The 21,962-nt window shown below is 60.6% G+C and carries 21 protein-coding genes; 10 read left to right on the top strand and 11 right to left on the bottom strand.

Annotated elements, in window-relative coordinates:
* The first annotated feature begins 9 nt into the window (after positions 1-9).
* The 5 genes from gpmI to QPJ95_RS06885 all read left to right on the top strand — a co-directional run bounded on the left by gpmI (position 10) and on the right by QPJ95_RS06885 (position 5,945).
* Positions 10-1,527, top strand: coding sequence for a 2,3-bisphosphoglycerate-independent phosphoglycerate mutase (gene gpmI, locus QPJ95_RS06905; RefSeq protein WP_270917627.1), 1,518 nt, complete (start codon positions 10-12; stop codon positions 1,525-1,527).
* Positions 1,524-2,648: a murein hydrolase activator EnvC family protein gene (locus QPJ95_RS06900; RefSeq protein ID WP_270917628.1), complete on the top strand. Its 1,125-nt coding sequence runs from the start codon at positions 1,524-1,526 to the stop codon at positions 2,646-2,648. The genes gpmI and QPJ95_RS06900 overlap by 4 nt, the downstream gene beginning before the upstream one ends.
* 16 nt (positions 2,649-2,664) lie before the next feature.
* The gene (locus tag QPJ95_RS06895) at positions 2,665-3,996 is read left to right on the top strand and encodes a S41 family peptidase (RefSeq protein WP_270917629.1); all 1,332 of its coding nucleotides are present in this window, start codon (positions 2,665-2,667) and stop codon (positions 3,994-3,996) included.
* A 141-nt stretch (positions 3,997-4,137) separates the two neighbouring features.
* The gene (locus tag QPJ95_RS06890) at positions 4,138-5,196 is read left to right on the top strand and encodes a bifunctional transcriptional activator/DNA repair enzyme AdaA (protein WP_270917630.1); all 1,059 of its coding nucleotides are present in this window, start codon (positions 4,138-4,140) and stop codon (positions 5,194-5,196) included.
* A complete protein-coding gene (locus tag QPJ95_RS06885) occupies positions 5,193-5,945 on the top strand; it encodes an isocitrate lyase/PEP mutase family protein (RefSeq protein WP_270917631.1) in 753 nt (250 codons plus the stop codon). Before QPJ95_RS06890 ends, QPJ95_RS06885 begins: the two co-directional genes overlap by 4 nt.
* Here QPJ95_RS06885 and QPJ95_RS06880 read toward each other — a convergent pair.
* A complete protein-coding gene (locus QPJ95_RS06880; protein WP_270917632.1) occupies positions 5,942-6,319 on the bottom strand; it encodes a hypothetical protein in 378 nt (125 codons plus the stop codon). The genes QPJ95_RS06885 and QPJ95_RS06880 overlap by 4 nt on opposite strands.
* A gap of 11 nt (positions 6,320-6,330) precedes the next feature.
* Entirely contained in the window at positions 6,331-7,092 is a 762-nt protein-coding gene (locus QPJ95_RS06875; RefSeq protein ID WP_270917633.1) for a DUF6478 family protein, read from the bottom strand.
* 283 nt (positions 7,093-7,375) lie between these two features.
* Here QPJ95_RS06875 and QPJ95_RS06870 point away from each other — a divergent pair, with 283 nt between their 5' ends.
* The 3 genes from QPJ95_RS06870 to QPJ95_RS06860 all read left to right on the top strand — a co-directional run bounded on the left by QPJ95_RS06870 (position 7,376) and on the right by QPJ95_RS06860 (position 10,664).
* The gene (locus tag QPJ95_RS06870; protein WP_270917634.1) at positions 7,376-8,266 is read left to right on the top strand and encodes a CPBP family intramembrane glutamic endopeptidase; all 891 of its coding nucleotides are present in this window, start codon (positions 7,376-7,378) and stop codon (positions 8,264-8,266) included.
* Positions 8,267-8,326: 60 nt separating this feature from the next.
* Positions 8,327-9,283 (top strand): acetyl-CoA carboxylase, carboxyltransferase subunit beta, encoded by a 957-nt coding sequence (accD, locus tag QPJ95_RS06865; RefSeq protein ID WP_270917635.1) that lies wholly within the window; start codon positions 8,327-8,329, stop codon positions 9,281-9,283.
* Between the two features lie 106 nt (positions 9,284-9,389).
* Positions 9,390-10,664: a bifunctional folylpolyglutamate synthase/dihydrofolate synthase gene (locus tag QPJ95_RS06860; RefSeq protein WP_270917636.1), complete on the top strand. Its 1,275-nt coding sequence runs from the start codon at positions 9,390-9,392 to the stop codon at positions 10,662-10,664.
* Positions 10,665-10,880: 216 nt separating this feature from the next.
* On the opposite strand, the gene zapE is transcribed toward QPJ95_RS06860, so the two are convergent.
* Positions 10,881-11,951 (bottom strand): cell division protein ZapE, encoded by a 1,071-nt coding sequence (gene zapE, locus QPJ95_RS06855; protein WP_270917637.1) that lies wholly within the window; start codon positions 11,949-11,951, stop codon positions 10,881-10,883.
* Positions 11,952-12,111: 160 nt separating this feature from the next.
* On the opposite strand from zapE, the gene QPJ95_RS06850 reads away from it, so the two are divergent.
* Positions 12,112-13,362, top strand: a complete 1,251-nt coding sequence (locus QPJ95_RS06850) for an MFS transporter (RefSeq protein ID WP_270917638.1) — start codon at positions 12,112-12,114, stop codon at positions 13,360-13,362.
* Positions 13,363-13,677: 315 nt separating this feature from the next.
* On the opposite strand, the gene QPJ95_RS06845 is transcribed toward QPJ95_RS06850, so the two are convergent.
* From QPJ95_RS06845 to QPJ95_RS06835, 3 genes are read right to left on the bottom strand one after another with little or no spacing between them, the layout of a single operon-like run.
* Positions 13,678-14,601, bottom strand: a complete 924-nt coding sequence (locus QPJ95_RS06845) for an ornithine cyclodeaminase family protein (RefSeq protein ID WP_270917639.1) — start codon at positions 14,599-14,601, stop codon at positions 13,678-13,680.
* Positions 14,598-15,218 carry an HAD family hydrolase gene (locus QPJ95_RS06840; RefSeq protein WP_270917640.1) on the bottom strand — a complete coding sequence of 207 codons (621 nt, stop codon included), beginning with the start codon at positions 15,216-15,218 and terminating at the stop codon, positions 14,598-14,600. Before QPJ95_RS06840 ends, QPJ95_RS06845 begins: the two co-directional genes overlap by 4 nt.
* 13 nt (positions 15,219-15,231) lie before the next feature.
* Entirely contained in the window at positions 15,232-16,194 is a 963-nt protein-coding gene (locus QPJ95_RS06835; RefSeq protein ID WP_270917641.1) for a DMT family transporter, read from the bottom strand.
* 190 nt (positions 16,195-16,384) lie between these two features.
* Between QPJ95_RS06835 and QPJ95_RS06830 the strand changes: the two genes are divergently transcribed.
* Positions 16,385-16,678 (top strand): hypothetical protein, encoded by a 294-nt coding sequence (locus QPJ95_RS06830; RefSeq protein WP_270917642.1) that lies wholly within the window; start codon positions 16,385-16,387, stop codon positions 16,676-16,678.
* Between the two features lie 29 nt (positions 16,679-16,707).
* Here QPJ95_RS06830 and QPJ95_RS06825 read toward each other — a convergent pair whose 3' ends face one another.
* The 5 genes from QPJ95_RS06825 to mbfA all read right to left on the bottom strand — a co-directional run bounded on the left by QPJ95_RS06825 (position 16,708) and on the right by mbfA (position 21,831).
* Positions 16,708-17,163, bottom strand: a complete 456-nt coding sequence (locus tag QPJ95_RS06825; RefSeq protein WP_270917643.1) for a YaiI/YqxD family protein — start codon at positions 17,161-17,163, stop codon at positions 16,708-16,710.
* Positions 17,163-18,632 (bottom strand): Si-specific NAD(P)(+) transhydrogenase, encoded by a 1,470-nt coding sequence (gene sthA, locus QPJ95_RS06820; RefSeq protein ID WP_270917644.1) that lies wholly within the window; start codon positions 18,630-18,632, stop codon positions 17,163-17,165. Before sthA ends, QPJ95_RS06825 begins: the two co-directional genes overlap by 1 nt.
* Before the next feature lie 3 nt (positions 18,633-18,635).
* Complete coding sequence (fghA, locus tag QPJ95_RS06815; RefSeq protein WP_270917645.1) at positions 18,636-19,469, bottom strand: S-formylglutathione hydrolase; 834 nt, start codon at positions 19,467-19,469, stop codon at positions 18,636-18,638.
* Positions 19,470-19,595: 126 nt separating this feature from the next.
* Positions 19,596-20,537, bottom strand: a complete 942-nt coding sequence (locus QPJ95_RS06810) for an AEC family transporter (RefSeq protein WP_270917646.1) — start codon at positions 20,535-20,537, stop codon at positions 19,596-19,598.
* Between the two features lie 319 nt (positions 20,538-20,856).
* Positions 20,857-21,831, bottom strand: a complete 975-nt coding sequence (gene mbfA / locus QPJ95_RS06805) for an iron exporter MbfA (RefSeq protein WP_270917647.1) — start codon at positions 21,829-21,831, stop codon at positions 20,857-20,859.
* Positions 21,832-21,962 lie beyond the last annotated feature (131 nt).

Genomic DNA, 21,962 nt, shown 5'->3' with positions numbered 1-21,962 from the left:
AGCCCCCACATGTCCACGCCCAAACCCGTTGTTCTCTGTATTCTTGATGGCTGGGGCAGTGGCGAATCCAAAGTGGCCAATGCGCCGCATCTGGCGCAGACCCCTGTTTTTGATGTGTTGATGGCGCAGGGGCCGCAGGCGCGATTGATCACCCATGGTCCTGACGTTGGTCTGCCCAGTGGCCAGATGGGCAACTCGGAAGTGGGTCATACCAATATCGGCGCCGGTCGGGTGGTGGCGATGGATCTGGGGCAGATTGATCTGGCGATCGAGGATGGCTCATTTTTTGAAAACGCCGCTTTGCTGGCGTTTATCGCCAAGTTGCAGGCAAGCGGCGGTGCTGCGCATCTGATGGGGTTGGTGTCGGATGGTGGGGTGCATGGGCATATCAGTCATATTCTGGCGGCGATAAAGGCGATCACCGATGCGGGGGTGCCGGTCTGGTTGCATGCGGTGACCGATGGCCGCGATGTGGCGCCGAAATCGGCGCTTGGGTATTTTGACACACTGCAGGCGGCACTGCCTGCGGGGGCTGAAATTGCCACGGTCACCGGGCGCTATTATGCGATGGATCGTGACAACCGCTGGTCGCGGGTCCGTCAGGCCTATACGGCGATGATCAAGGGCGGCGGCCGTTTTGTGGCGGATGCCAAGGCGGCGGTGACGCTGTCTTATGAGCAGTCTGAAACAGATGAATTCATCTCGGCCTCGGTGGTGGGGGAGTACCCGGGGGCGCGGGACGGCGACGGGTTTTTCTGTCTCAACTTCCGCGCCGACCGCGCGCGTGAGATCCTGGCGGCGATTGGTCAGCCGAGGTTTGAGGCCTTTGACACCGGCAGGCGGCCGAAACTGGCGGCTTTATTGGGCATGGTGGGATATTCGGATGATCACAATAGCTACATGACCGTGGCCTATCCCAAGGCGGTGATCGTCAATACTCTGGGGCAATGGGTGGCCAAACAGGGGCTGCGTCAGTTCCGCCTGGCCGAGACCGAGAAATACCCGCATGTCACCTTTTTCCTGAACGGCGGCAAGGAAGCGCCCGAGCTGGGCGAAGACCGCTTTATGCCAAAATCACCCGATGTGGCGACCTATGATCTGCAGCCGGAAATGTCGGCCCCCGAAGTCACCGCCAAGTTTGTCGAGGCGATTGAGGCGGGTTATGATTTGATCGTAACCAATTACGCCAACCCCGATATGGTGGGGCATACCGGCGATCTGGCGGCGGCGATAAAGGCCTGCGAGGCGGTGGATCAGGGTCTGGGTCAGGTCATTGCGGCGCTGCGAGACGCTGGCGGTGCGATGCTGGTGACCGCGGATCACGGCAATTGCGAGGTGATGGTCAATCCGCAAACCGGTGAGCCGCATACCGCTCATACGTTGAACCTGGTGCCGCTGGCTCTGGTGGGCGGGCCGCCGGGGGCCAGATTGCGCGACGGACGTCTGGCCGATCTGGCGCCGACGCTGCTGGAGCTGATGGGGCTGGATCAGCCTGCGGAGATGACCGGTGAGAGCCTGCTGAAATGATGCGGCGCGCGGTCTTTCTATTACTCTGCCTGCTGGGGCAAGCGGCTGTTGCCGCCGAGGATCCGGCCACTGCGGCCCGCGCGGCCAGCACGCAGCTGGAAGCGGCGACCCTGCAGTTGCAGGCGGCTGACAGCGCGCGCGACCGGGTTAAGGCGCTGACCGAAACCGTGCGCGCCTATGAGGCCGGTTTGGCTGCGATGCGGGATGGGTTGCGCCGGGTGGCGCGGCGCGAGGCACAGCTGGTTGCGCAATTGCAGGCGCGCCAGGATGAGGTGGCTGATCTGCTGGGGATTTTGCAGACCATCGAGACCTCGGCGCCGCCTGTGCTGCTGCTGCATCCTTCGGGGCCGCTGGGCGCTGCCCGTTCGGCGATGATGCTGGCCGAAGTCACCCCGGGACTGCATGCTCGTGTCGAGGTGTTGAAACGGGATCTGGAGGAGGTGCAGACCCTGCGCCTGCTGCAGCAAAACGCCGCCGACACCCTGCAGAGCGGTTTGGCAGGGGTGCAACGGGCGCGCGCCGAGCTGTCGACGGCGATTGCCGACCGCACCGACCTGCCGCGCCGGTTTGCCTATGATCCGGTGCGCACCTCGATCCTGATTGCCTCGACTGAAACCCTGCAGGGGTTTGCCAGTGGGCTTGCCAATATAGTTGAGGGTGAAATCGCCGAAACCAGTGCTGATATCAGCGCCCAGCGGGGCCAGGTGCCGCTGCCGGTGCAGGGCTTGGTGTTGCGCGGTTTCGGAGCTCAGGATGCGGCTGGTATTTCGCGCCCTGGCCTGTTGATCGCGGCGCGACCTCGGGCGCTGGTCTCCTCTCCCACCGCGGCAACCATCCGCTATCGCGGGCCGCTGCTGGATCTGGGCAATGTGGTGATTCTTGAACCGCAATCTGACATGTTGTTTGTGCTGTCGGGACTGGCCGAGGTTTTTGGCGAGGCGGGGCAAGTGATACCCAAGGGGACACCTGTCGGATTAATGGGTGGCGCAACACCGGAAATCGGTGCGATATTGTCACTAAGCGGTGATGGGGCTGGAACTGACCGGACAGAAACGCTCTATATAGAAGTTAGACTGGATGATACTCCCGTGGACCCTGAGATTTGGTTCCGTACCGACTAAGGATGGATAAAAGCATATGAAAAAGTTTGCGATGGCAGCTGTCGGCGGAACGCTGGCAGGAATCCTGGCGACCACCTATGTGGCGGGACCGCTGCTGGCACAGGAAGACGCCCGCGCGGCTACCGTGTATGAGCAGTTGGACCTGTTTGGTGACATTTTTGAGCGCATCCGCGTGCAATACGTGGAAGAGGTCGATGAGACCGAGCTGATCGAAGCGGCCATTGGCGGCATGTTGGCCTCGCTTGATCCGCACTCCAGCTATCTGTCGCCCGATGACGCGATGCAGATGCGGGTGCAGACGCGCGGCGAATTTGGCGGCTTGGGCATTGAGGTCACTCAGGAAGAGGGCTTTGTCAAAGTGGTGTCGCCGATGGATGGCACCCCGGCGGATGAGGCTGGCATGGAAGCCGGCGATTTCATCACCCACGTCGATGGCGAAAGCGTGCTGGGCCTGTCGCTGGATGAAGCGGTGGATATGATGCGTGGGCCGGTGGGCTCCGAGATCATCATCACCGTGGTGCGCGAAGGCGAGGACGAGCCGTTCGACGTGTCGATTATCCGCGACACCATCAAGCTGACAGCAGTGCGGGCGCGCACCGAGGGCTCGACCGTGGTGCTGCGGATTTCCACCTTCAACGATCAGACCACGCCGAACCTGATTTCCGGGTTGAGAGAACAGATTGCTGAGGCCGGCGGTATTGATAAGGTCAATGGCGTGGTGCTGGATCTGCGCAACAACCCGGGTGGGCTGCTGAACCAGGCAATCCGGGTCTCGGACGAGTTCCTGGAGAGCGGCGAAATCGTTTCGACACGGGGTCGCAACCCGGAAGACGGCGAACGGTTTAACGCCACGCCTGGCGATCTGGCCGAAGGCCTGCCAATTGTGGTGCTGATCAATGGCGGATCGGCTTCGGCCTCTGAAATCGTGGCCGGCGCCCTGCAGGACCATCGTCGCGCGATCATCGTCGGCACCAAGAGTTTTGGTAAGGGATCGGTGCAGACGGTGATGCCGCTGCGTGGAGACGGTGCCATGCGCCTGACCACAGCGCGCTATTACACCCCATCGGGCCGGTCGATCCAGGCGCTGGGTGTTTCGCCTGACATCATTGTCGAACAGCCACGCCGCAGGCCGAATACCGAAGAGGACGAGGCGGCAACCGCACGTCGTATGCGCTCGGAAGCGGATCTTCGCGGCAGCCTGAACAATGACAGCCTGTCCGAGGACGAAATCCGCCAGATCGAAGAAGATCGCGCCAAGGCTGAAGCTGCGGCTGATCTGCGGGATGACGATTATCAGCTGGCCTATGCCATTGATGTGCTGAAAGGGCTGTCAGCGCTGGCAAAATAAGCCGGACAGAATGCTAAAAGAACAGGGCCGTCCCGTTGGGGGCGGCCTTTTCTGTCTGCCGGTCCAAAATTTCACTTCACAATTTACATCGACGCCCGATTTCCGGCGACGGGTCGGCACTGCATTGGCTATCACTGTGGCATGATGTTTGATTTGCCAGAATTCACCACCCTGTATGACGCGCTGGTGGCGCGGGATGAACGCTTTGATGGGCGGGCCTATGTCGGGGTGACCTCGACGGGTATTTTCTGTCGGCTGACCTGCCCCGCGCGCAAGCCCAAGCCCGAGAACTGCCGGTTCTTTGGCTCGGTTGGGGCCTGTATCGACGCTGGCTTTCGGGCCTGCAAACGCTGTCACCCGCTGGCCCCGATGGCCGCTGCCGATCCCCTTGTTGATCGCTTGCTACAGGCGCTTGAGGCCCGTCCCGGATATCGCTGGTCTGAGGATGATATCGGCGCCATGGGTTTGGATGCCTCAACCGTGCGGCGCAGTTTCAAACGGCACTTTGGCATGACCTTTCTGGAAATGGCCCGCCAGCGCCGCCTGCGGCAGGGCTTCACGGCGCTGAGCGCCGGCGACCCGGTTATTGCGGCGCAGATTGACGCTGGTTTTGATTCCGCCAGTGCCTTTCGCGCCGCTTTTGCGCGGTTGATCGGGCAATCGCCGGGACAGTTCAACCGCGATGCCCTGCTGCTGGCCGATTGGATCGAGACGCCGCTGGGTTCGATGATCGCAGTCAGCTGTCGCCATGCGCTTCACTTGCTGGAATTCATCGACCGCAAGGCCCTGCCGCGAGAACTGGCCAGGCTGCAGCAAAGCAGCAACGGTGGCCTTGGCTTTGGTCGCCCGGAGCCAACCGCACAGGTGGCCGAAGAGCTGGGCCGGTTTTTCAGCGGGGATAGCGCGTGTTTCGCGACGCCACTGGCGCTGAATGGCACCGCATTTGAGCAGCAGGTCTGGGGCGCCCTGCAGCTTATTCCAGCCGGTGAGACCCGCAGCTATTCGCAACTGGCGCGCGACATTAGCCGACCCTCGGCGGCGCGGGCGGTGGCGCGGGCCAATGGTGCCAACCAGTTGGCGTTGATCGTACCCTGTCACCGGGTGATTGCGGCGGATGGATCGCTGACCGGATATGGTGGCGGATTGTGGCGCAAGCAGCGGTTGATAGAGATTGAGCAAAGATATGGAGACGCAAAGTGAGTGAACAAAGCAAAAAGGCGCAGGATTTTGCAGCGCTGCATGTGCCCGGAGACCCTTTGGTGCTGTATAATATCTGGGACGCGGGCAGTGCCGCTGCGGTGGTCAAGGCGGGTGCGGTTGCGGTCGCCACAGGCAGCTGGTCGGTGGCCGGGGCACAGGGTTACGGCGATGGAGAACAGCTGCCACTGTCGCAGCTGGTGCAGATTGTCGAGCGGATCGTACAAACCGTCGAGGTGCCGGTGAGTGTCGATTTTGAAGGTGGCTATGCGGTGGCTGGTGCAGCGCTGACGGGCAATGTCGCGCAGATCGTGGCGGCTGGCGCTGTGGGGCTCAATTTTGAGGATCAGATTGTCGGTGGCACCGGGCTGTATGGCATCGAAGAGCAATCTGAACGTCTGCGCGCCGTCCGCGCCGCGAGTGCCGATTTGTTCATCAATGCGCGCACGGATCTGTTTCTGAAACAGCAAGACACCAGCCGGCATGCTGAGCTGATGGAGGAGGCGATACAGCGGGCCAGGGCCTTTGCTGCGGCGGGAGCCAGTGGGTTATTTGTGCCGGGGCTGGTGGATCTGGAGCTGATTGCCCAGATCTGCAAGGCCAGCCCGCTGCCGGTCAATGTGATGATGCGCACAGAGGCAATGACCCGCAAATCCGTGGCCAGGGCCGGTGTGGCACGCTGCAGCTATGGGCCGCAGCCCTTTGTTCAGGCGATGCAAACCCTTGCCCAGACCTATCTGGCGCTGAGCTAGTTGGTTTCCAGACAATGACGGCGAAAGGCGCGTTTCAGCATGTCGAGCTCGGCGCGCAGAAGCGTGACCTCAGCCCGCAGGTCATCGGCTGCCGCCTCTCCGGCAATCAGGGTGAAATCACCAAGTTTGCGGTCCGAGGCGGCGTCATAAATGACAAAACTGTGGACGCCATCCGCCACCGCGTGACTGGGCACAAGAACCTGCAAGTTCCACTCGCTGCCAGTGCCGCCTTCTTTCAGCATCACACCGTCGACCAGTTGATCCAAATAGCGCACCTGAATATCAGGCCGGGCTCCGGTGTCCGGCGCATTGGTGATCCGGCCTTCCCAGATGCCAGTGTGAAAGCGGATTTTGCTCAGCGACAGCTCGCTCATTTTGGTGGTCCTCAAATAGCGGCGCGGTGGTGGCGCGAGAAGGTGAGATCGCGCAGGATCACCTGGTTCATGTCGGGGGTTTCAAAAATCAGATCAAGCCAGATTTTTTCAATTCGTTTTTCATTGAGGCGGGAATAGGCCAGATCAAATTCGACCAGGGCAGAGGCATCACCCAGCGGCAACTCACGCACCAGCTGTTCGGTGTTGGGGCCATGTTTGATGTTTAGGCGGACAAAGATTTCCTGCGGTTTTTCGGTCTCGATAATGCTGTCGACCCGCAGCAGATGCTGGCGCGTCATGCCCTCGGCGGCCTCGGGAGGCAGCTCGATCACCAGTGACAGAAACGACCCGTCAAACTGGAACACATCCATTCGCAGGCCAAAAGGGGCCAGATCCTGTTCCCGTGTGTTGCGCAGCTGGCGCAGGGTCAGCTCAGAATAGGTGCAGTCGTGGAACAGCTGTACCTCGTCGCCCAGCTTGGATTTGGAGGCGGCGGAAGACAGGCCAGGTTCAGCCAGCGGGCCACGCCACAGAGCGGGGCGCCAGGACCAGTCGGTGCCATGGGGTTTGGGGAAAAAGGAGGATCCGATCTGCGGCAGCGCCAACCGTCCTTCGGCCACATGGATCAAACGATCCAGATGGGCGCGCAATTGACGCGCCCGATTGCGTTGCGCTCTCAGCTCACTCAACGGAGCAAGCTCTGCCTGCCGGGCATTCTGGCGCCAATGGCTCAAGGCACGGTGGTGAAACAGTCGGTCCAGTATCCTGCCCATAGTGCCCTCAAATAGATCAGCGGACGTTTTGCCCTGTTGATTGCCCGCAATGTAACGCTTGTTAACCAAGCCGGCAATTCGCTTTCTTAACTGGGGTCAGGGATTTGCGCCACCGCTCCGCTGAGACCGAAAGCCGCTGCGGCCGCGCTGCCCCACCCGCCAACTTGTCTTTGCGGCTAATCCTGCCTACCGTTCAGCATGAAAATCCTTACAAACGCGCCCGACCATGCCGCAACTGGATCGGTGATGACCTGCACTCCGCCCGTGGACCGGCGCCGCACATATGCCAGATAACCGCCGCTACGCCGCCCAAGAGGCGCTGGTGTCCGGCGCCCGCAACCGGGCTCAGCTGTGGCGGCTGATCCTTGGGCTGCTGGTGATCATCGGGGTTGGGTTTCTGCTGTACTCATTGGCCTATAGCCTTTTGGCCAGCCTGTTTCCCGGCCCCTGGCTGGCTGGGTTGCAGGACGGATCGAATCCGCCTGCCATGCTGGCGCTGCTGGGGGGATTTGGCTTTGTCATCGTTGGCGTCACTGTGGCGGCCTGGCTCATGCAGAGACGTTCCTTATTCAGTATCACCGGCTCACCTCGGGCGATGGCCCGGCAATTCGCACAGGTCAGCCTGTATCTCATGGCGCTGGCCGGGGCGCTGCTGCTGTTGCCGCCGTACCAGATGGGGGCGCCGATGGTTGCCAATCTGCCGGTGCTGACCTGGCTGGCCCTGTTGCCGCTGTCCGCCGCGGCGCTGTTGGTGCAGACCGGAGCCGAGGAAATCCTGTTTCGCGGCTATCTTCAGCAAGGGCTGGCGGCGCGTTACCGTCAGCCGCTGATCTGGCTGGTCGTGCCGTCACTGCTGTTTGCTCTGGGCCATTATTTGCCTGCCGAAGCCGGGGAAAATGCGGTTCTGATTGCCATTTGGGCGGGGGTGTTTGGCATTCTGATGGCTGACCTCACCGCCCGTGCCGGCACCATAGGCCCGGCAGTCGCGGTGCATTTCTTCAATAACTTCACCGCATTATTGCTTTTTGCCTCGCCCAGCAGTCTCAACAGTCTGGCGCTTTATCTGCTGCCATATGAGATGTCGGACGCCGCGGCATTGCGGCCCTGGCTGGCGGTGGACTTTGCCCTGATGGTCATCGGCTGGCTGGTGGCGCGCCTTGCGATACGCCGCTGATTGCAATTGCCGTCGTGTGGCCTTATCTGGGAGGTCAAACTGCCCCAGCAGAGGCCTGCTATGAACTGGATTACCAACTACGTCCGGCCGCGGATCAATTCGATCTTCTCGCGCCGCGAAGTCCCCGAGAACCTGTGGCAGAAATGCTCCGAGTGCGGCACCATGCTGTTTCACCGCGAGTTGAGCGACAATCTGAATGTCTGCACCAACTGTGATCACCACATGGCGATCACCCCTCGGGCGCGCTTTGATGCGCTGTTCGACGGTGGCATATTCACCGAAATCGAGGTGCCGATGCCGGTCGCCGACCCGCTGAAATTCCGCGACCAGAAACGATATCCGGACCGGCTGAAGGCGGCACAGAAAAAGACTGGCGAAGGCGAAGCGATGCTGATCGCCGAAGGCGAAATGGGCCGCACTCCAATTGTTGCCGCGGCGCAGGACTTTTCGTTCATGGGCGGCTCGATGAGCATGTATGTCGGCAACGCCATTCTTGCGGCAGCCGAGCGGGCGGTTGAGTTGAAGCGGCCCTTGGTGCTGTTTTCCGCCGCTGGCGGCGCCCGGATGCAAGAGGGTATCCTGGGTCTGATGCAAATGCCGCGGACGACCATTGCGGTGCAGATGCTGAAACAGGCGGGCTTGCCTTATATCGTCGTGCTCACTCACCCGACCACCGGCGGCGTCACCGCGTCTTATGCAATGCTGGGGGATGTCCATATCGCCGAACCCAATGCGCTGATCGGCTTTGCCGGCGCCCGGGTGATCGAACAGACCATCCGTGAAAAACTGCCCGAAGGGTTCCAGCGGGCTGAATATCTGCTGGATCACGGCATTCTGGACCGGGTCACCAAGCGCACCGATCTGCGCAAAGAGCTGATCACAATTATCCGCATGCTGATGGGCCTGTCGCCGCAGATCGTTGGCGATCTGCCGGCCCCGGACAAGTTGGACGAGGCAACCCCGGACGCCGGAAGTGACACCCGGGACGCCGCAAAAACCGAAGCCGCCGCACCTTAGCGGCGTTACTCAGACTTTCATGCGCACATAGCCGCCTTGTTTTGCCGCCTGCCCGAAACGGTGGGCGGTTTTTCCGTAAGCGACCTGTCACAGGGATTTGCCTCCAATGACCCAAGCCTCCTCTGATACCATCCTGACCCGCATGATGGCGCTGCACCCCAAACTGATGGACCTGACGCTGGGCCGGGTCTGGCGGCTGCTGGCGGCGCTGGACAATCCGCAGGATAGGCTGCCACCCGTCATCCATCTGGCTGGCACCAACGGTAAGGGCTCGACACAGGCGATGATCCGCGCCGGGATCGAGGGCATGGGGAAGTCCGCCCATGCCTATACCTCGCCGCATCTGGCCCGGTTTCACGAACGGATCCGGCTGGCTGGTGAGTTGATAACCGAGGCGCATCTGACCGAGATTCTGGACGAATGTTATGAAAAGAACGGTGGTGAAACCATCACCTATTTTGAGATCACCACCGTGGCCGGCCTATTGGCCTTTGCCCGCACCCCGGCGGATTACACCTTGCTTGAGGTTGGCCTGGGCGGCCGGTTGGACGCCACCAATGTGATTGCAGCACCGGAACTGACGGTCATTACACCAATCTCGATCGACCATGAACAATTCCTCGGCGATACTCTGAGCAAGATCGCCACCGAGAAAGCAGGCATCCTCAAACGCGGCGTGCCCTGCGTCGTTGGTCCTCAGCCTGCGGAGGTGATGGAGGTCATCGAGGCCACCGCGGCCCGGCTTGGCGCGCCGCTGATCGCCCAGGGCCAGCATTGGCACGTCACCCAGGAACACGGGCGCCTGGTGTTTCAGGATGAGCGCGGCTTGCTGGACCTGCCGTTACCGGCGCTGCTGGGCGCGCACCAGATCCAGAACGCCGGCGCGGCTCTGGCTGTCCTGCGTCATCTCGGCGCCGATGATACGGCCTGCGAAGCGGCGATGACAAACGCGGTCTGGCCCGCCCGAATGCAGCGCCTGAAAACCGGCCCGTTGGTGCAATCCGCACCCGAGGCCGAGCTGTGGCTGGACGGAGGCCACAACGTCGCCGCTGCCTTGGCTCTGGCGGATGTTCTGGCCAATCTGCCCAAGCGCCCCACTCATCTGATCTGCGGCATGCTGAATACCAAGGACGTGACCGGCTACATGGCGCCGCTGGCCAAACATGCCAACAGTCTCACTGCGATCTCAATCCCGAATGAGGTCAATACTTTGGCCGCCGCAGACACCTCAGTTGCCGCGGCGAAAGTGGGGATGAAAACCACCACCGCAACCTCCGCCGCTGCTGGCTTGGCAGCTATCATCAATCAGGACCCACAGGCCCGGGTTCTGATCTGCGGCTCGCTCTATCTGGCCGGTGCCATCCTGCGCGAAAACGGCTGACCAAAAACTGGCGCGCCCGCTCTTCATCTGGCCATAAATATCCCGGGGGAGGCGCGGCTTGCCGCGCCGGGGGCGGAGCCCCCTAACCTAACCTGTGGGCGGCGCCCCCTAACCTAACCTGTGGGCGGCGCCCCCTAAGTCCATACTGTGGGCGGCGCCCCCTGATCTAACCTACAGGCGGCGCCCCAAATCTATCCTGTGGCCAGCATCCGCGTTTCAACCCGACTGCCCCCAGTCCTCACTCTGCATCTCGCGCAATCGGCTGGCGGTGCGGGCAAATTCAAACGTGCCTTCGCCCTCCAGATACAGCATCTCCGGTTGCGCTGCTGCTGAACAGATCAGCCGTACCTGCGCCTCGTACAGCGAGTCGATCAGGGTCACAAACCGTTTGGCTTCATTGAAGTTACTGCGCGACAGGCTGGGGATGTCTTCCAGTATCAACACCTTCACCTCAGCCGCGATGGCCAGATAGTCCCCGGGCCCCAGCATCTTGCCACAGAGGTCGTAAAACGTCGCCCGCGCCACCCCATTACGAAAACCCGGCAGGACGACCTCGCGGCCTTTGACCTGCAAAGCAAGCGGCTGCGCGGTACCACCGGAAAGATCCTGCCAGATTGTCTGAATCGCAGAGGAGGCCTGCGGCCCGTTGGGAGTAAAATATACCTGCGTCCCCTGCAGCCGGTCCTGCCGATAATCAGTTGGGCTGACCATTTCCCAGGGCTCCATCTTATCTTTGATGAGATCAATGAACGGCAGGAACAACTGTCGGTTCAGCCCGTCCTTGTACAGATCACCCGGCATCCGGTTAGAGGTGGTGACCACCACCACCCCGGCCTCAAACAGCGCCTCAAACAGCCGCCCGACGATCATCGCATCTGTGATATCGCTGATCTGCATCTCATCAAAGGCCAGCAGCCGCACCGAGGCGACAATCCCTGCGGCAACCGGTGCCAGCGCGTCCTCGACCCCGTCCTGGCGCGCCTGATGCATGGCGGCATGGATTTCCTGCATGAAGGCGTGGAAATGCACCCGGCGTACCGGGATGTCATCCAGGCTGTCGACAAACAGATCCATCAACATGGACTTGCCGCGGCCAACCCCGCCCCAAAGATACAGGCCCCTCGGCGCAGGCGGTAGTTTTTTACGAAACAAGCCGCGTCTTACGGGGGCGGCGCGCAGGCCGGTGCTGATCCGGTCGAACAGCGGCAGCACGGCCTGTTGCGCCGGATCCGGCTGCAACTCACCCTTGGCGATCTTGTCGCGGTATACAGTGGCTAAATTGGTCATGTGCCAGCCATAACCCGGCTCGGAAAGGTTGAAAAGCACTGCCGATCAGCGCCGCACTGCGGCTCACATCAAATATTCTGATGTGACGTCACAAAAATCCTGATTTGAGAGCTGGATTCGTTGCCGGTAAGGTCTCGGGATGCATATCAGGAGCTCACTTATGCCGCGCCAGCCATCCCTTTTTACCCCGGTTCTGATCGTCGGATGTGTGATCATCATGGTCAGCTTCGCGGTGCGGGCGTCCTTTGGCGTGTTCCAGATCCCGATTGCCGAGGAATTCAACTGGGCGCGCAGCGAGTTTTCGCTGGCCATTGCGATCCAAAATCTGGCCTGGGGCATTGGTCAGCCGCTGTTTGGCGCTCTGGCCGAGAAGATCGGCGACCGCAAAGCAATTGTGCTGGGGGCGCTGATCTATGCTGCTGGCCTGGTGCTCAGCGCAGGATCCAGCACGGCGTTTGAAATGCAGGCTTATGAATGGCTGGTGGGTTTTGGCATCGCCGGCACCGGGTTCGGGGTTATTCTGGCTGTGGTCGGACGAGCCAGCTCGGATGCCAACCGCTCGATGTCACTGGCCATTGTCACCGCCGCCGGATCCGGCGGTCAGATCATTGGCGCTCCAACGGCCCAATGGATGCTGAGTTTCATCAGCTGGCAGCAGGTGTTCATGATCTTTGCCGCGGTTGTTCTGGCGCTGATCCTGACCCTGCCGCTGATGCGGTCCCCCGTTACCGCCACAAAGCTCGAGCTGGAAGAGAGTATGGGCCAGATCCTGATCAAGGCTTTCAAGGATCCGTCTTATACGATGATTTTTCTGGGTTTCTTCAGCTGCGGCTATCAGCTGGCCTTTGTTACTGCGCATTTTCCGGCCTTTATCACCGAGATGTGCGGCCCGATCCTGCCCGGCGGGGCGCTGCACAGTCTGGGGATCACCACAACTTCGTCGTTGGGGGCTGTGGCGATCGCGCTGATCGGCGCGGCCAATGTTGGCGGCACGCTGCTGGCAGGCTGGGCGGGTAATCGTTATTCAAAGAAGTACCTGCTGGCAGGGATTTATACCGGGCGGACCATTGCGGCGGCCTTGTTCATCATGATGCCGATCACCCCGATGTCGGTGATTGTATTCTCGGTGGTGATGGGATCGCTGTGGCTGGCAACAGTGCCGCTGACCTCGGGTCTGGTCGCGCATCTTTATGGTCTGCGCTATATGGGTACGCTGTATGGCATCGTTTTCTTTAGCCACCAACTGGGCAGCTTCCTTGGGGTTTGGCTGGGTGGCCGGATGTATGATATGTACGGTGATTACACTCTGGTCTGGTGGATTGGTGTTGGCATCGGCGCCTTCAGTGCGGTGGTGCATCTGCCCATTCGGGAGACCCCAAGGGAGAAGGCGTTGCCAGCGGCAACGGCCTAGGGGCCTAACTCTAGGGCCGTTTGGAATTCAGAGCAGTGATTTTCCGTGTGGCCGAAATGCTCCCGCGCCCACTCGGCTCATTGGCTTTGCCAATGACCCCTGCGGGCTTGGGCATGGCGCCGCGATGCGGCGTTTCCGGGGCTAGCCCCGGACCCCTAGGTATTTATTGACAATGAGAAAGATATTAAGGCCGAACGGGCTGTGGAGAGCGGGCGCGCCACGCCTTTGCGTGGCGCCGGGCCCAACGGGAGGAGGACATCTAGATATAGATGCCTGACAACGGGCGGGAGATCACCTGTTGTGATGCCCGTCAGGTTAGCCTCGTGCGCTGGCCTGCCATTTTTGCAGAATGTGATGGCTGGTGATCAGATCCAGATGTGCGCCACCGCCATTTTTGAACAGGGTGATCTGGCTTGGATCGAATTTGGAAAAGCGATCCAACTCATAGAAATCGGCCAGCACATCGCGGCGCTGGATCACCCCTGCTGCCAGGGGGATCATGAACTCTCCGATATGATCCAGAGTTGTGTTGCAGCTGTCGGTGTAGATCTGCGAGCGGGTCAGTGCGGTGTCATCTGCTTCTCGCATATCCGGCCGATAGGCGCCGATCAAGTTCAGGTGCTGGCCGGGGTGCAACCAGTCGCCTTTGATCACCGGGGTTGATGACATGGTGGCGGTGACGATGATATCGGCGGCGCGCACCGCAGTTTCCAGATCCGGCGCAACCCGGGTGCCGGGGCGGCTGGCCACCAGATCGGCGGCCTTGGGCAGGGTGCGGTTCCAGACCCGGATTTGTGCCTTGGGGAAGCCGGCCGAGAAGGCGTCGATCAGCGATCCGCCGACCGTTCCGGCGCCGACAATCAGCACCTCTGTCGCATCCGGGTTGGCCAGTCGCAAGGCTCCCAGCAGGCTGTCACCGGCGGTCTTCCATTTGGTCACCAAATGGAAATCCACCAGCGCCTCAAGCTGGCCGTCACTGTCGGCATATAGGCTGACGGATCCGTTGACCATCGGCTTGCCCGCTTTTGGGTTGCCGGGAAAGATTGTGGCGGTTTTGACCGCCAGCCCCAGCCCACCGATCCAGGCGGAGCGCGACAGCAGCGTATCAGGCGAGCGGTACAGAAAGGTATCGCCGATCTCGGCTTTGGGCAGATCATGCCCGCGGGCCAGCGCCTGGGTGAAGTCGATCCAATCCAGCAGCGCATTGCCCTCTTCAAATCCAATGATTGGAATACTCATGTGGCCTGCTCCTTGGTCAGTAGCGCCTCGGAGACAAGCCGTTCGGCCCAGTCCAGAGGTGAGGTGAAGAGATGGGTTTGCCAGCCACGAACCGCGGCGGCTTTGATGTTTTCTGGCCGGTCGTCGGCGAACAACAGATTGGCGGGCTGGTGGCCGCAATCGGCCTCAACCCGGGCATAGATCTCGGCATCGGGCTTGATCACCTGCATGTAGCCCGAGACAAAGCTGCGGTCGAATTCAGTCAGCACAGGGTAGGCCTTGCAGGCCAGTTCAAAGGTCCCAATGCCAAAGTTGCTGAGCGCAAAAACCGGAGTGCCATTGGCTTTGAGTGCCCTGAGCAGCCGGGTGGAGTGGGGAATTTCTGGTGCCGCCATTTGCAGCCAACTGTCGTGCCACAGGCGAATCTCATCCTGCCATTCAGGGTGTTTTTCGGCCAGTTCGTAGACAGAGTTGCGCCAATCGTGGCCGCGATCAACATTCAGGTTCATGCCATGCAGATCTACCTCGGCAAACAGGGCACGGCGACGGTTCGGGCCGATCTGGGCGTCATAGAACCGTTCAGGGTGCCATTCTATCAGCACATTTCCGATGTCAAATACCACTGCTTTAATGGCCATGAAAGTATCCTTTCTATCCGTTGGCGCGGGGCCGGGGGCGGCTGGGCGGGCGATGGAGACGGGTCTCACGCCAGACTGAAACAAGTCCCGAGCCAATGATCAAGCCACTGCCCAGCCAAACTGGCGGTTCTGGCCACTCATTGAACACCATGACCCCCCAGAGCACCGCCATTGGCATCGCGATATATTCAAACGGCGCCACCAGCCCTGCCTCGCACAGCCGGTAGGCCTGACCGACCAGATAGCCGCCAAACGACGCGGCAACGCCCAGGCCGATGAACAGCGGCCAGTCCTGCGGTGCGGGCCAGATCCAGGCGCGCAGGATGAAATCAATGCCGGGGTTGCTGCCGTCAGAGAACCGCCCATCGCCCAATGTCAGGCCCACCAGTGTGCTGACCAGAAGAAAGCCAAACATCGGATAGAACGCCAGGGTTGAGCCGGCCTCGGAGCCGCCTGCGCGCCGGGTCAGCACATGCAGCGTGGCATAGCCACAGGCGCCCAGAAACGGCAGGATCGCGGTGGGCTGAAAGGCGCCAGAGCCTGGACGCATGATCACAATCACGCCCAGGAACCCCACCGCCACCGCTCCCCAGCGCCAGATCCCTACTTTTTCTTTCAGGAAAATCACCGACAGGGCAGTGACAATCAGCGGTGTGGCAAAGGCAATCGCCACCGCCTCGGCCAGCGGCATCAGCGCCAGCCCGGTGAAGAAACAGAGATTGGCAAACAGCACCGCCAGACAGCGCAGGACATGCAGGCGGGGCTGGTGGGTGCGCAGCAGGTGATAGCCGCCCTCAAGCGGCATAATGACCGCCAGCAGCACGATCAGCGCTATGACCGAGCGAACCAGAACCATTTCGTGCAGCGGGTAGTCACCAGAGAGAAATTTGGCGATGGTATCGATGATAGAGAAGGAAATACCCGCCCCCAGAGCGGCCAGAATGCCCCAGATATTGACCTTAGCCTGTGCGCTCATGCTGACCCTCGCGTGGTGTTTGCGTGATCAGTGGCGCAAAGCCGGAGGAGTGGCAATGGGCTGCGCCAAGGATTTGGAACGGTTGTTGATCTGGGGGGGGGCAATTGATATTGAGCTTACAGTTATCGGCAAGCACTGAGGCGGATAACTGGCGATGTTTTATTGATAATAAATTTTCAGGAGATTGAATTTGGAAACCAATTTTTCGGCGAGCGCCAACAACGCGACGTGGCAGTTCATACCGCAGAACAGTTTTGTGTCAATCGCGTTAACCGTACTGTTCCTGTATGTTTTTGTGCGGCATTTCATCTTGGTTCTAATGATTATGGATATAGTGATTGGATGGCTGCGTAAATTTCGCTGGTTTCCAGTTGAGGGAAAACGTCTCAGGGCTTTTGTCCACTGGCTTGCGGCCATAGCTGTGTTTTCTGCATTTCTTGCGGCTTCGGGTCGTTTTGGCTGGATTGAGTTTGTCCCTGTATAGGGTTTGGTAATCGTGCCAATTGAAGTTGACTACACCTGTCGCGCCGCCGCCCGTATCTCGCGCTCCAGCGCCTCCAGAAATCGCGAGCGGTCGGCCTTGGTGAAGCCCTTGCCGCTGCCGCCAGCCCCCAGTGGGTTGGCAGCACGCAGATCGGCCATCAGATCGCGCATTGCCAGTTGCTGGCCGATATTGGCCTCGGAGAAGGCCTCGCCGTTGTGGCGCAGCACCCGCGCACCGGTCGCGATGCATTTGGCGGCCAGCGGAATGTCCCCAGTCACCACCACATCGCCTTTGCCGCAGCGATCGGCGATCCACATGTCGGCCACATCGGCGCCGGCGTCGACGATGATGTTTTCCACGTATGGATTGCGCGAGGGGCGCAATCCACCGTTGGAAACCACATACATCTTTAGCTTGTGGCGGCTGGTGACCCGCTCGGCCTCGTCCTTGACCGGGCAGGCATCGGCATCAATATACAGCGCCATTAGCTGGCGACCTGGTCGGATTCTGCCGCAGGTTTGTTCGCCGCCTTGGGCGCTTTGGCGACCTTGAACTGCTCTGGGATCGGCATCCGGTTAAAGGCGTCCAGACCGGCGACCTTATAGGCCTCGGCCAGGGTTGGGTAGTTGAAGGTGTTCTGCACAAAGTAGTCCACCGTGCCCTGCAGGTTCATCACCGCCTGACCAATGTGGATCAGCTCGGTGGCGCCTTCACCGACGATCTGCACCCCCAAAACCCGGCGGGTCTTCAGGCTGATCAGCATCTTCAGCATGCCGTGTTCCAGCCCCATGATATGCCCGCGTGAGGTCTCGCGGAACCGCGCCACGCCGACCTCATAGGGGATGCCGCGCTCCTGCAGCTCTTCCTCGGACATGCCACAGGTGGACATTTCCGGCACCGAGTAGATGCCATAGGGGTACCAGGGGCTTTCCGGCAGGGTCGGGGTGTCCAGCGCATGACAGGCGGCAACGCGACCCTGCTGCAACGAGGTCGAGGCCAGCGACGGATGGCCGATCACATCGCCGGTGGCATAGATATGCGGCACCTCGGTCTGATAGGTCTTGCGGTCAACGCTCAACCGTCCGCGATGATCGGTTTCCAGCCCCACCGCCTTCAGGTTCAGGCCTTGGGTATTGCCCATACGGCCAGCGGCGAACAGCAGCATTTCACCGCGTACATGGCGGCCGTTGTCCAGGGTCACCTCGACATGACTGCCGGCATCCTCGACCTTGTCGATGGCAGAGCCAAGGCGCAGGTCGACGCCATTTTCACGAATCTGATGGGTGAATTCCTGAATCAAAGTGCTGTCGATAAAGTCGAGGAACGTGTCGCGGGGTTCAATCAGGGTGACGCGCACATCCAGGGTCGAGAACATGGTGGCATATTCCACCCCGATCACACCTGCGCCGACCACGATCAGCGAGCGGGGGATCTCGGCCATTTCAATGAATTCATCGCCGTCGACAATGGTCTTGCCGTTGAACGGTACATCATCGGGACGATAGGTGCGGGTGCCAGTGGCGATCAGAAAGTTCTTGCCAGTGACCCGGCTGATATCTCCGGCCTCGGTGGCCACTTCCACCTCGTTTGGCCCGGTGAATTTCGCCAGTCCCGGCAGCCATTCTACATGGTTGCGGTTGAACTGGTGTTCCAGCACATCCACCTCGTGATCCAGCGTCATATGCAGACGTGCCTTCAGGTCCTCGGCGGCAATCTGATCCTTCACCCGGTAGGAGCGGCCATAGAAACTGCGCTCGCGCCAACCGCTGAGATTCAGCACAGTCTCGCGCAGGGTTTTAGAGGGCACAGTGCCGGTATGCACCGAAACGCCGCCAAGCCGGTCTTGGCGGTCGATCACCAGAACCCGGCGTTTCAGCTTGCCTGCCTGAATGGCAGCAGTCCGGCCCGAGGGGCCAGAGCCAATGATGACAAGGTCATAGTCGTACTGTGGCATGGATCAGTCCCGATAAAGCGCGTCAGCGTGAAAAGCGATATGCTCTTCGATGAAGGTGGAGACAAAGAAATAGCTGTGGTCATAGCCAGGCTGCAGCCGCAGCGTCGCCTCTTGCCGCCGCTCTGTGACCGCCTGGGCAAAGGCCTCGGGCTGCAACAGGTCGATGAATTGATCCGTGGTGCCAGTGTCGATCAGGATTGGGCCATCAAACCCGGTTTCACGCATCATCAGGGTGGCGTCATGGCGGGCCCAAGCGGCCTCATCCTCGCCCAGATAGGCTGAGAGCTGCTTGCGGCCCCAATCGCTGGCACTTGGGTTGCAGATTGGCGCAAAGGCCGACACCGAGCGGAACCGCCCCGGCAGCCCCATCGCCAGCGTCAGCGCGCCGTGGCCACCCATCGAATGTCCGGTGATCGCCTGCCGGTCCAGATCAACAGAGAATTTTTCGCCCAGCAGCGCTGGCAGCTCATCGGCCAGATAGTCCCACATGTTGAAATGAGACGCCCAGGGGGCCTGGCTGGCGTTGACGTAAAATCCGGCGCCCTGACCCAGATCATAGGCCTCGTCGTCAGCAACCCCCTCGCCGCGAGGGCTGGTATCCGGAAACACCAGCGCGATGCCCTGCTCGGCGGCCCAGTTTTGTGCCCCGGCCTTGGACATGGCGTTTTCATGGGTGCAGGTCAGCCCCGACAGATACCACAAGACCGGCACCGGACCATCGCGCGCCTCCTCGGGCAGGAACAGGCCAAAACTCATATCGCAGTTGGTTGCGGTGCTGGGGTGTCGATAGACACCCTGGGTGCCGCCAAAGGCTTTGTTTTCCGACAGGGTTTCCATAAAGTTCTCCTGGATTGCTCGCCCTACCGCTACCCGGCAGCGGGCAGCGGGTCTAGTGCAAGGGGACATGTCGCGTCTGAAATTGCGGCGATTTCGAAGGATAAAGACGAATCGCGCCGATCTGCCTCAGGGGATCGCCACCAGGGCGGCAACCCAGGAGATCACCATCGGCACGGTGACGATCGACGCCATGGTGGAAAACAGAATCGTTGCCGAGACCCGTTGTGGGGCTACGCCATAGTGTTGCGCCAGCATATAGACATTCCCCGCCACCGGCAGGGCCGCAGACGAGATCACAATGGTGGCCGCATAGGCATCCAACGGCAACAGCCATAATACGCCGATTGCGACCAGTAACGGGTGCCCCACCAGCTTGGCAAAGCTGAGCCAGACCGCGATCTGCACCCGCTCTGCTGATGCCGCTGCCAGTGACGCTCCGATAGCAAACAGCGCCCCCGGAGTGGCCGCACCGCCCAGGATTGTCAGGAACTCATTTACCGGGGCAGGTATTGGCAAGGCCAGAGCTGACCAGCTCAGCCCGCAACAGATCGAGACGATCATCGGGTTCTTGACCAGCCCAGCCGCCACCAGCCTGAATGTCGCCACGGTAAGCCCAGACCCGCGACCGGCATTGATCAGGATCACGATCAACGAGGAAAACACCACCAGATCGACGCTGAGCACCAGCATCATCGGCCCGATCGAGGCCTCTCCAAACAGGATCACCATCATCGGCAGGCCGAGAAACCCAACATTGCCAATGGCGCCGCACTGCGCCTCAACCGCCGCGGTCTGCATATCCAACCCCCGCAGGGTGGCGACCAGCGTCACCAGCAAATAAACCGCCATGGTCCCAGCCAGATAGCCAATGATCAGCCTTGGATCGAAAATCTCGGCAAAGGACAGGTTGGCGGAAAATCGAAAAATCATCGCCGACAGTGCGAAATAGAATACAAATTTGGTCAGATAGGCGGTCGCCTCGGCGTTGAAAAACCGTGTCCGTCCCGCCCCGTATCCGAGACCGATAATGGCAAAAAAGGGCAGTGTTCTAAAGAAGATGTCTATCATAGGCCCAGTGCTATCGCGCCGCGATGCAAAGGCATAGATCAATTCGACCCTCTATCAAGGTTGTTTGCTCTCGGCGCTCCCGCCCGTCGTCGGTCTCCTGGCGGAGACGCTCCTCCCGTTGGGCCCGGCGCCATGCTTACGCATGGCGGGTCAATGTCGCACTGTCTTGCAAGGACCGCACAGTAACATCTCGGCGGCATCATTTCTTCTTGTCGAAAATACCTCGGGGTCCGGGGCTGGCCCCGGCTGCGCCGCGCTTGCGCGGCGCCATGCCCAAGGTCACAACTGGTGAACGCGGGAGCGTTTAGGCTCCGCTGACCTAGCCACTGCCGATCAACACCCCGGCCCCCAGAACCAATGCGCCGCCCAGTACCACCTGCAGGGCGGCGCGCCAGAACGGGGTCTCCATATACCTGTTCTGAATCCAGGCGATGGCCCAAAGTTCTACAAAGACTACCGCAATGGCCAGACTGGTGGCGGTCCAGAAATCTGCGATCAAATAGGGCAGCGCGTGACCCAAGCCGCCGACCGTTGTCATCACCCCGGATGCAATGCCCCGTTTGAACGGAGAGCCACGTCCCGACAATGCCCCATCATCCGAAGCGGCCTCGGTGAAGCCCATCGAAATCCCGGCCCCAACCGAGGCGGCGATACCTACCAGAAAGGTGGTCCAGGTGTCCTGGGTGGCAAAGGCGACGGCAAAGATCGGCGCCAGTGTTGATACCGAGCCATCCATCAGCCCGGCCAATCCCGGTTGCACCCAGGTCAGGATGAACTGCCGCCGCGCGGTATCGTCCTCGCGGGCCAATGTGTCTTCGGTCAGGTGGGCCTGCTCCAATCCCTCGGCAGCAACCTGATGCCCGGCCTCTTCGGCCGCGAGATCGCCGAGCAGTTTGCGGGTACCGGCATCCTTGCTGCGACCTGCGGCGGCCAGATAGAATCGCTCGGCGTTGCGTTCCATCGCCTTGGCTTCGCCCCGCATCCGCTCGAGACTCAGGGTGCTTTGCAGCCAGACCGGGCGGCGGGCGTAAAACCCTGCCACATGTTCGCGGCGAATCAAGGGAATGGTGGCACCAAAGCGATCCTGATGCAGGGCGATCAACAAGGCGCGGTGCTGGTCCTCTTCGCTGGCCATGCCGTCGAACACCGTGGCGGTGGCTGGAAATTCACCGCGTAACCGTTCGGCAAAGCCGCGATAAATTCTTGCATCATCTTCCTCAGATGAGATGGCTAGGGCGATGATCTCCTGCTCACTCAGATCGGAAAAGTGCTTTCGGTGTGAGAAAAATCGCATATCGATCCCCAAAATTAGAATGATTCTAGAAGTATCATTTTCGGGGGAAGCTGCAAGTCTGCACGAGGGTGGTTGTTGAAGGCGGCGTTGCCGGGCTAAGTTGACGGCCAAGACTATGGCCAAGACTATGG

It is taken from the genome of Parasedimentitalea psychrophila (assembly GCF_030285785.1).
Lineage (GTDB): Bacteria > Pseudomonadota > Alphaproteobacteria > Rhodobacterales > Rhodobacteraceae > Parasedimentitalea > Parasedimentitalea psychrophila.
Note: the sequence above shows the minus strand (reverse complement) of the source record. Positions and strands in the feature narration are given on the sequence as shown.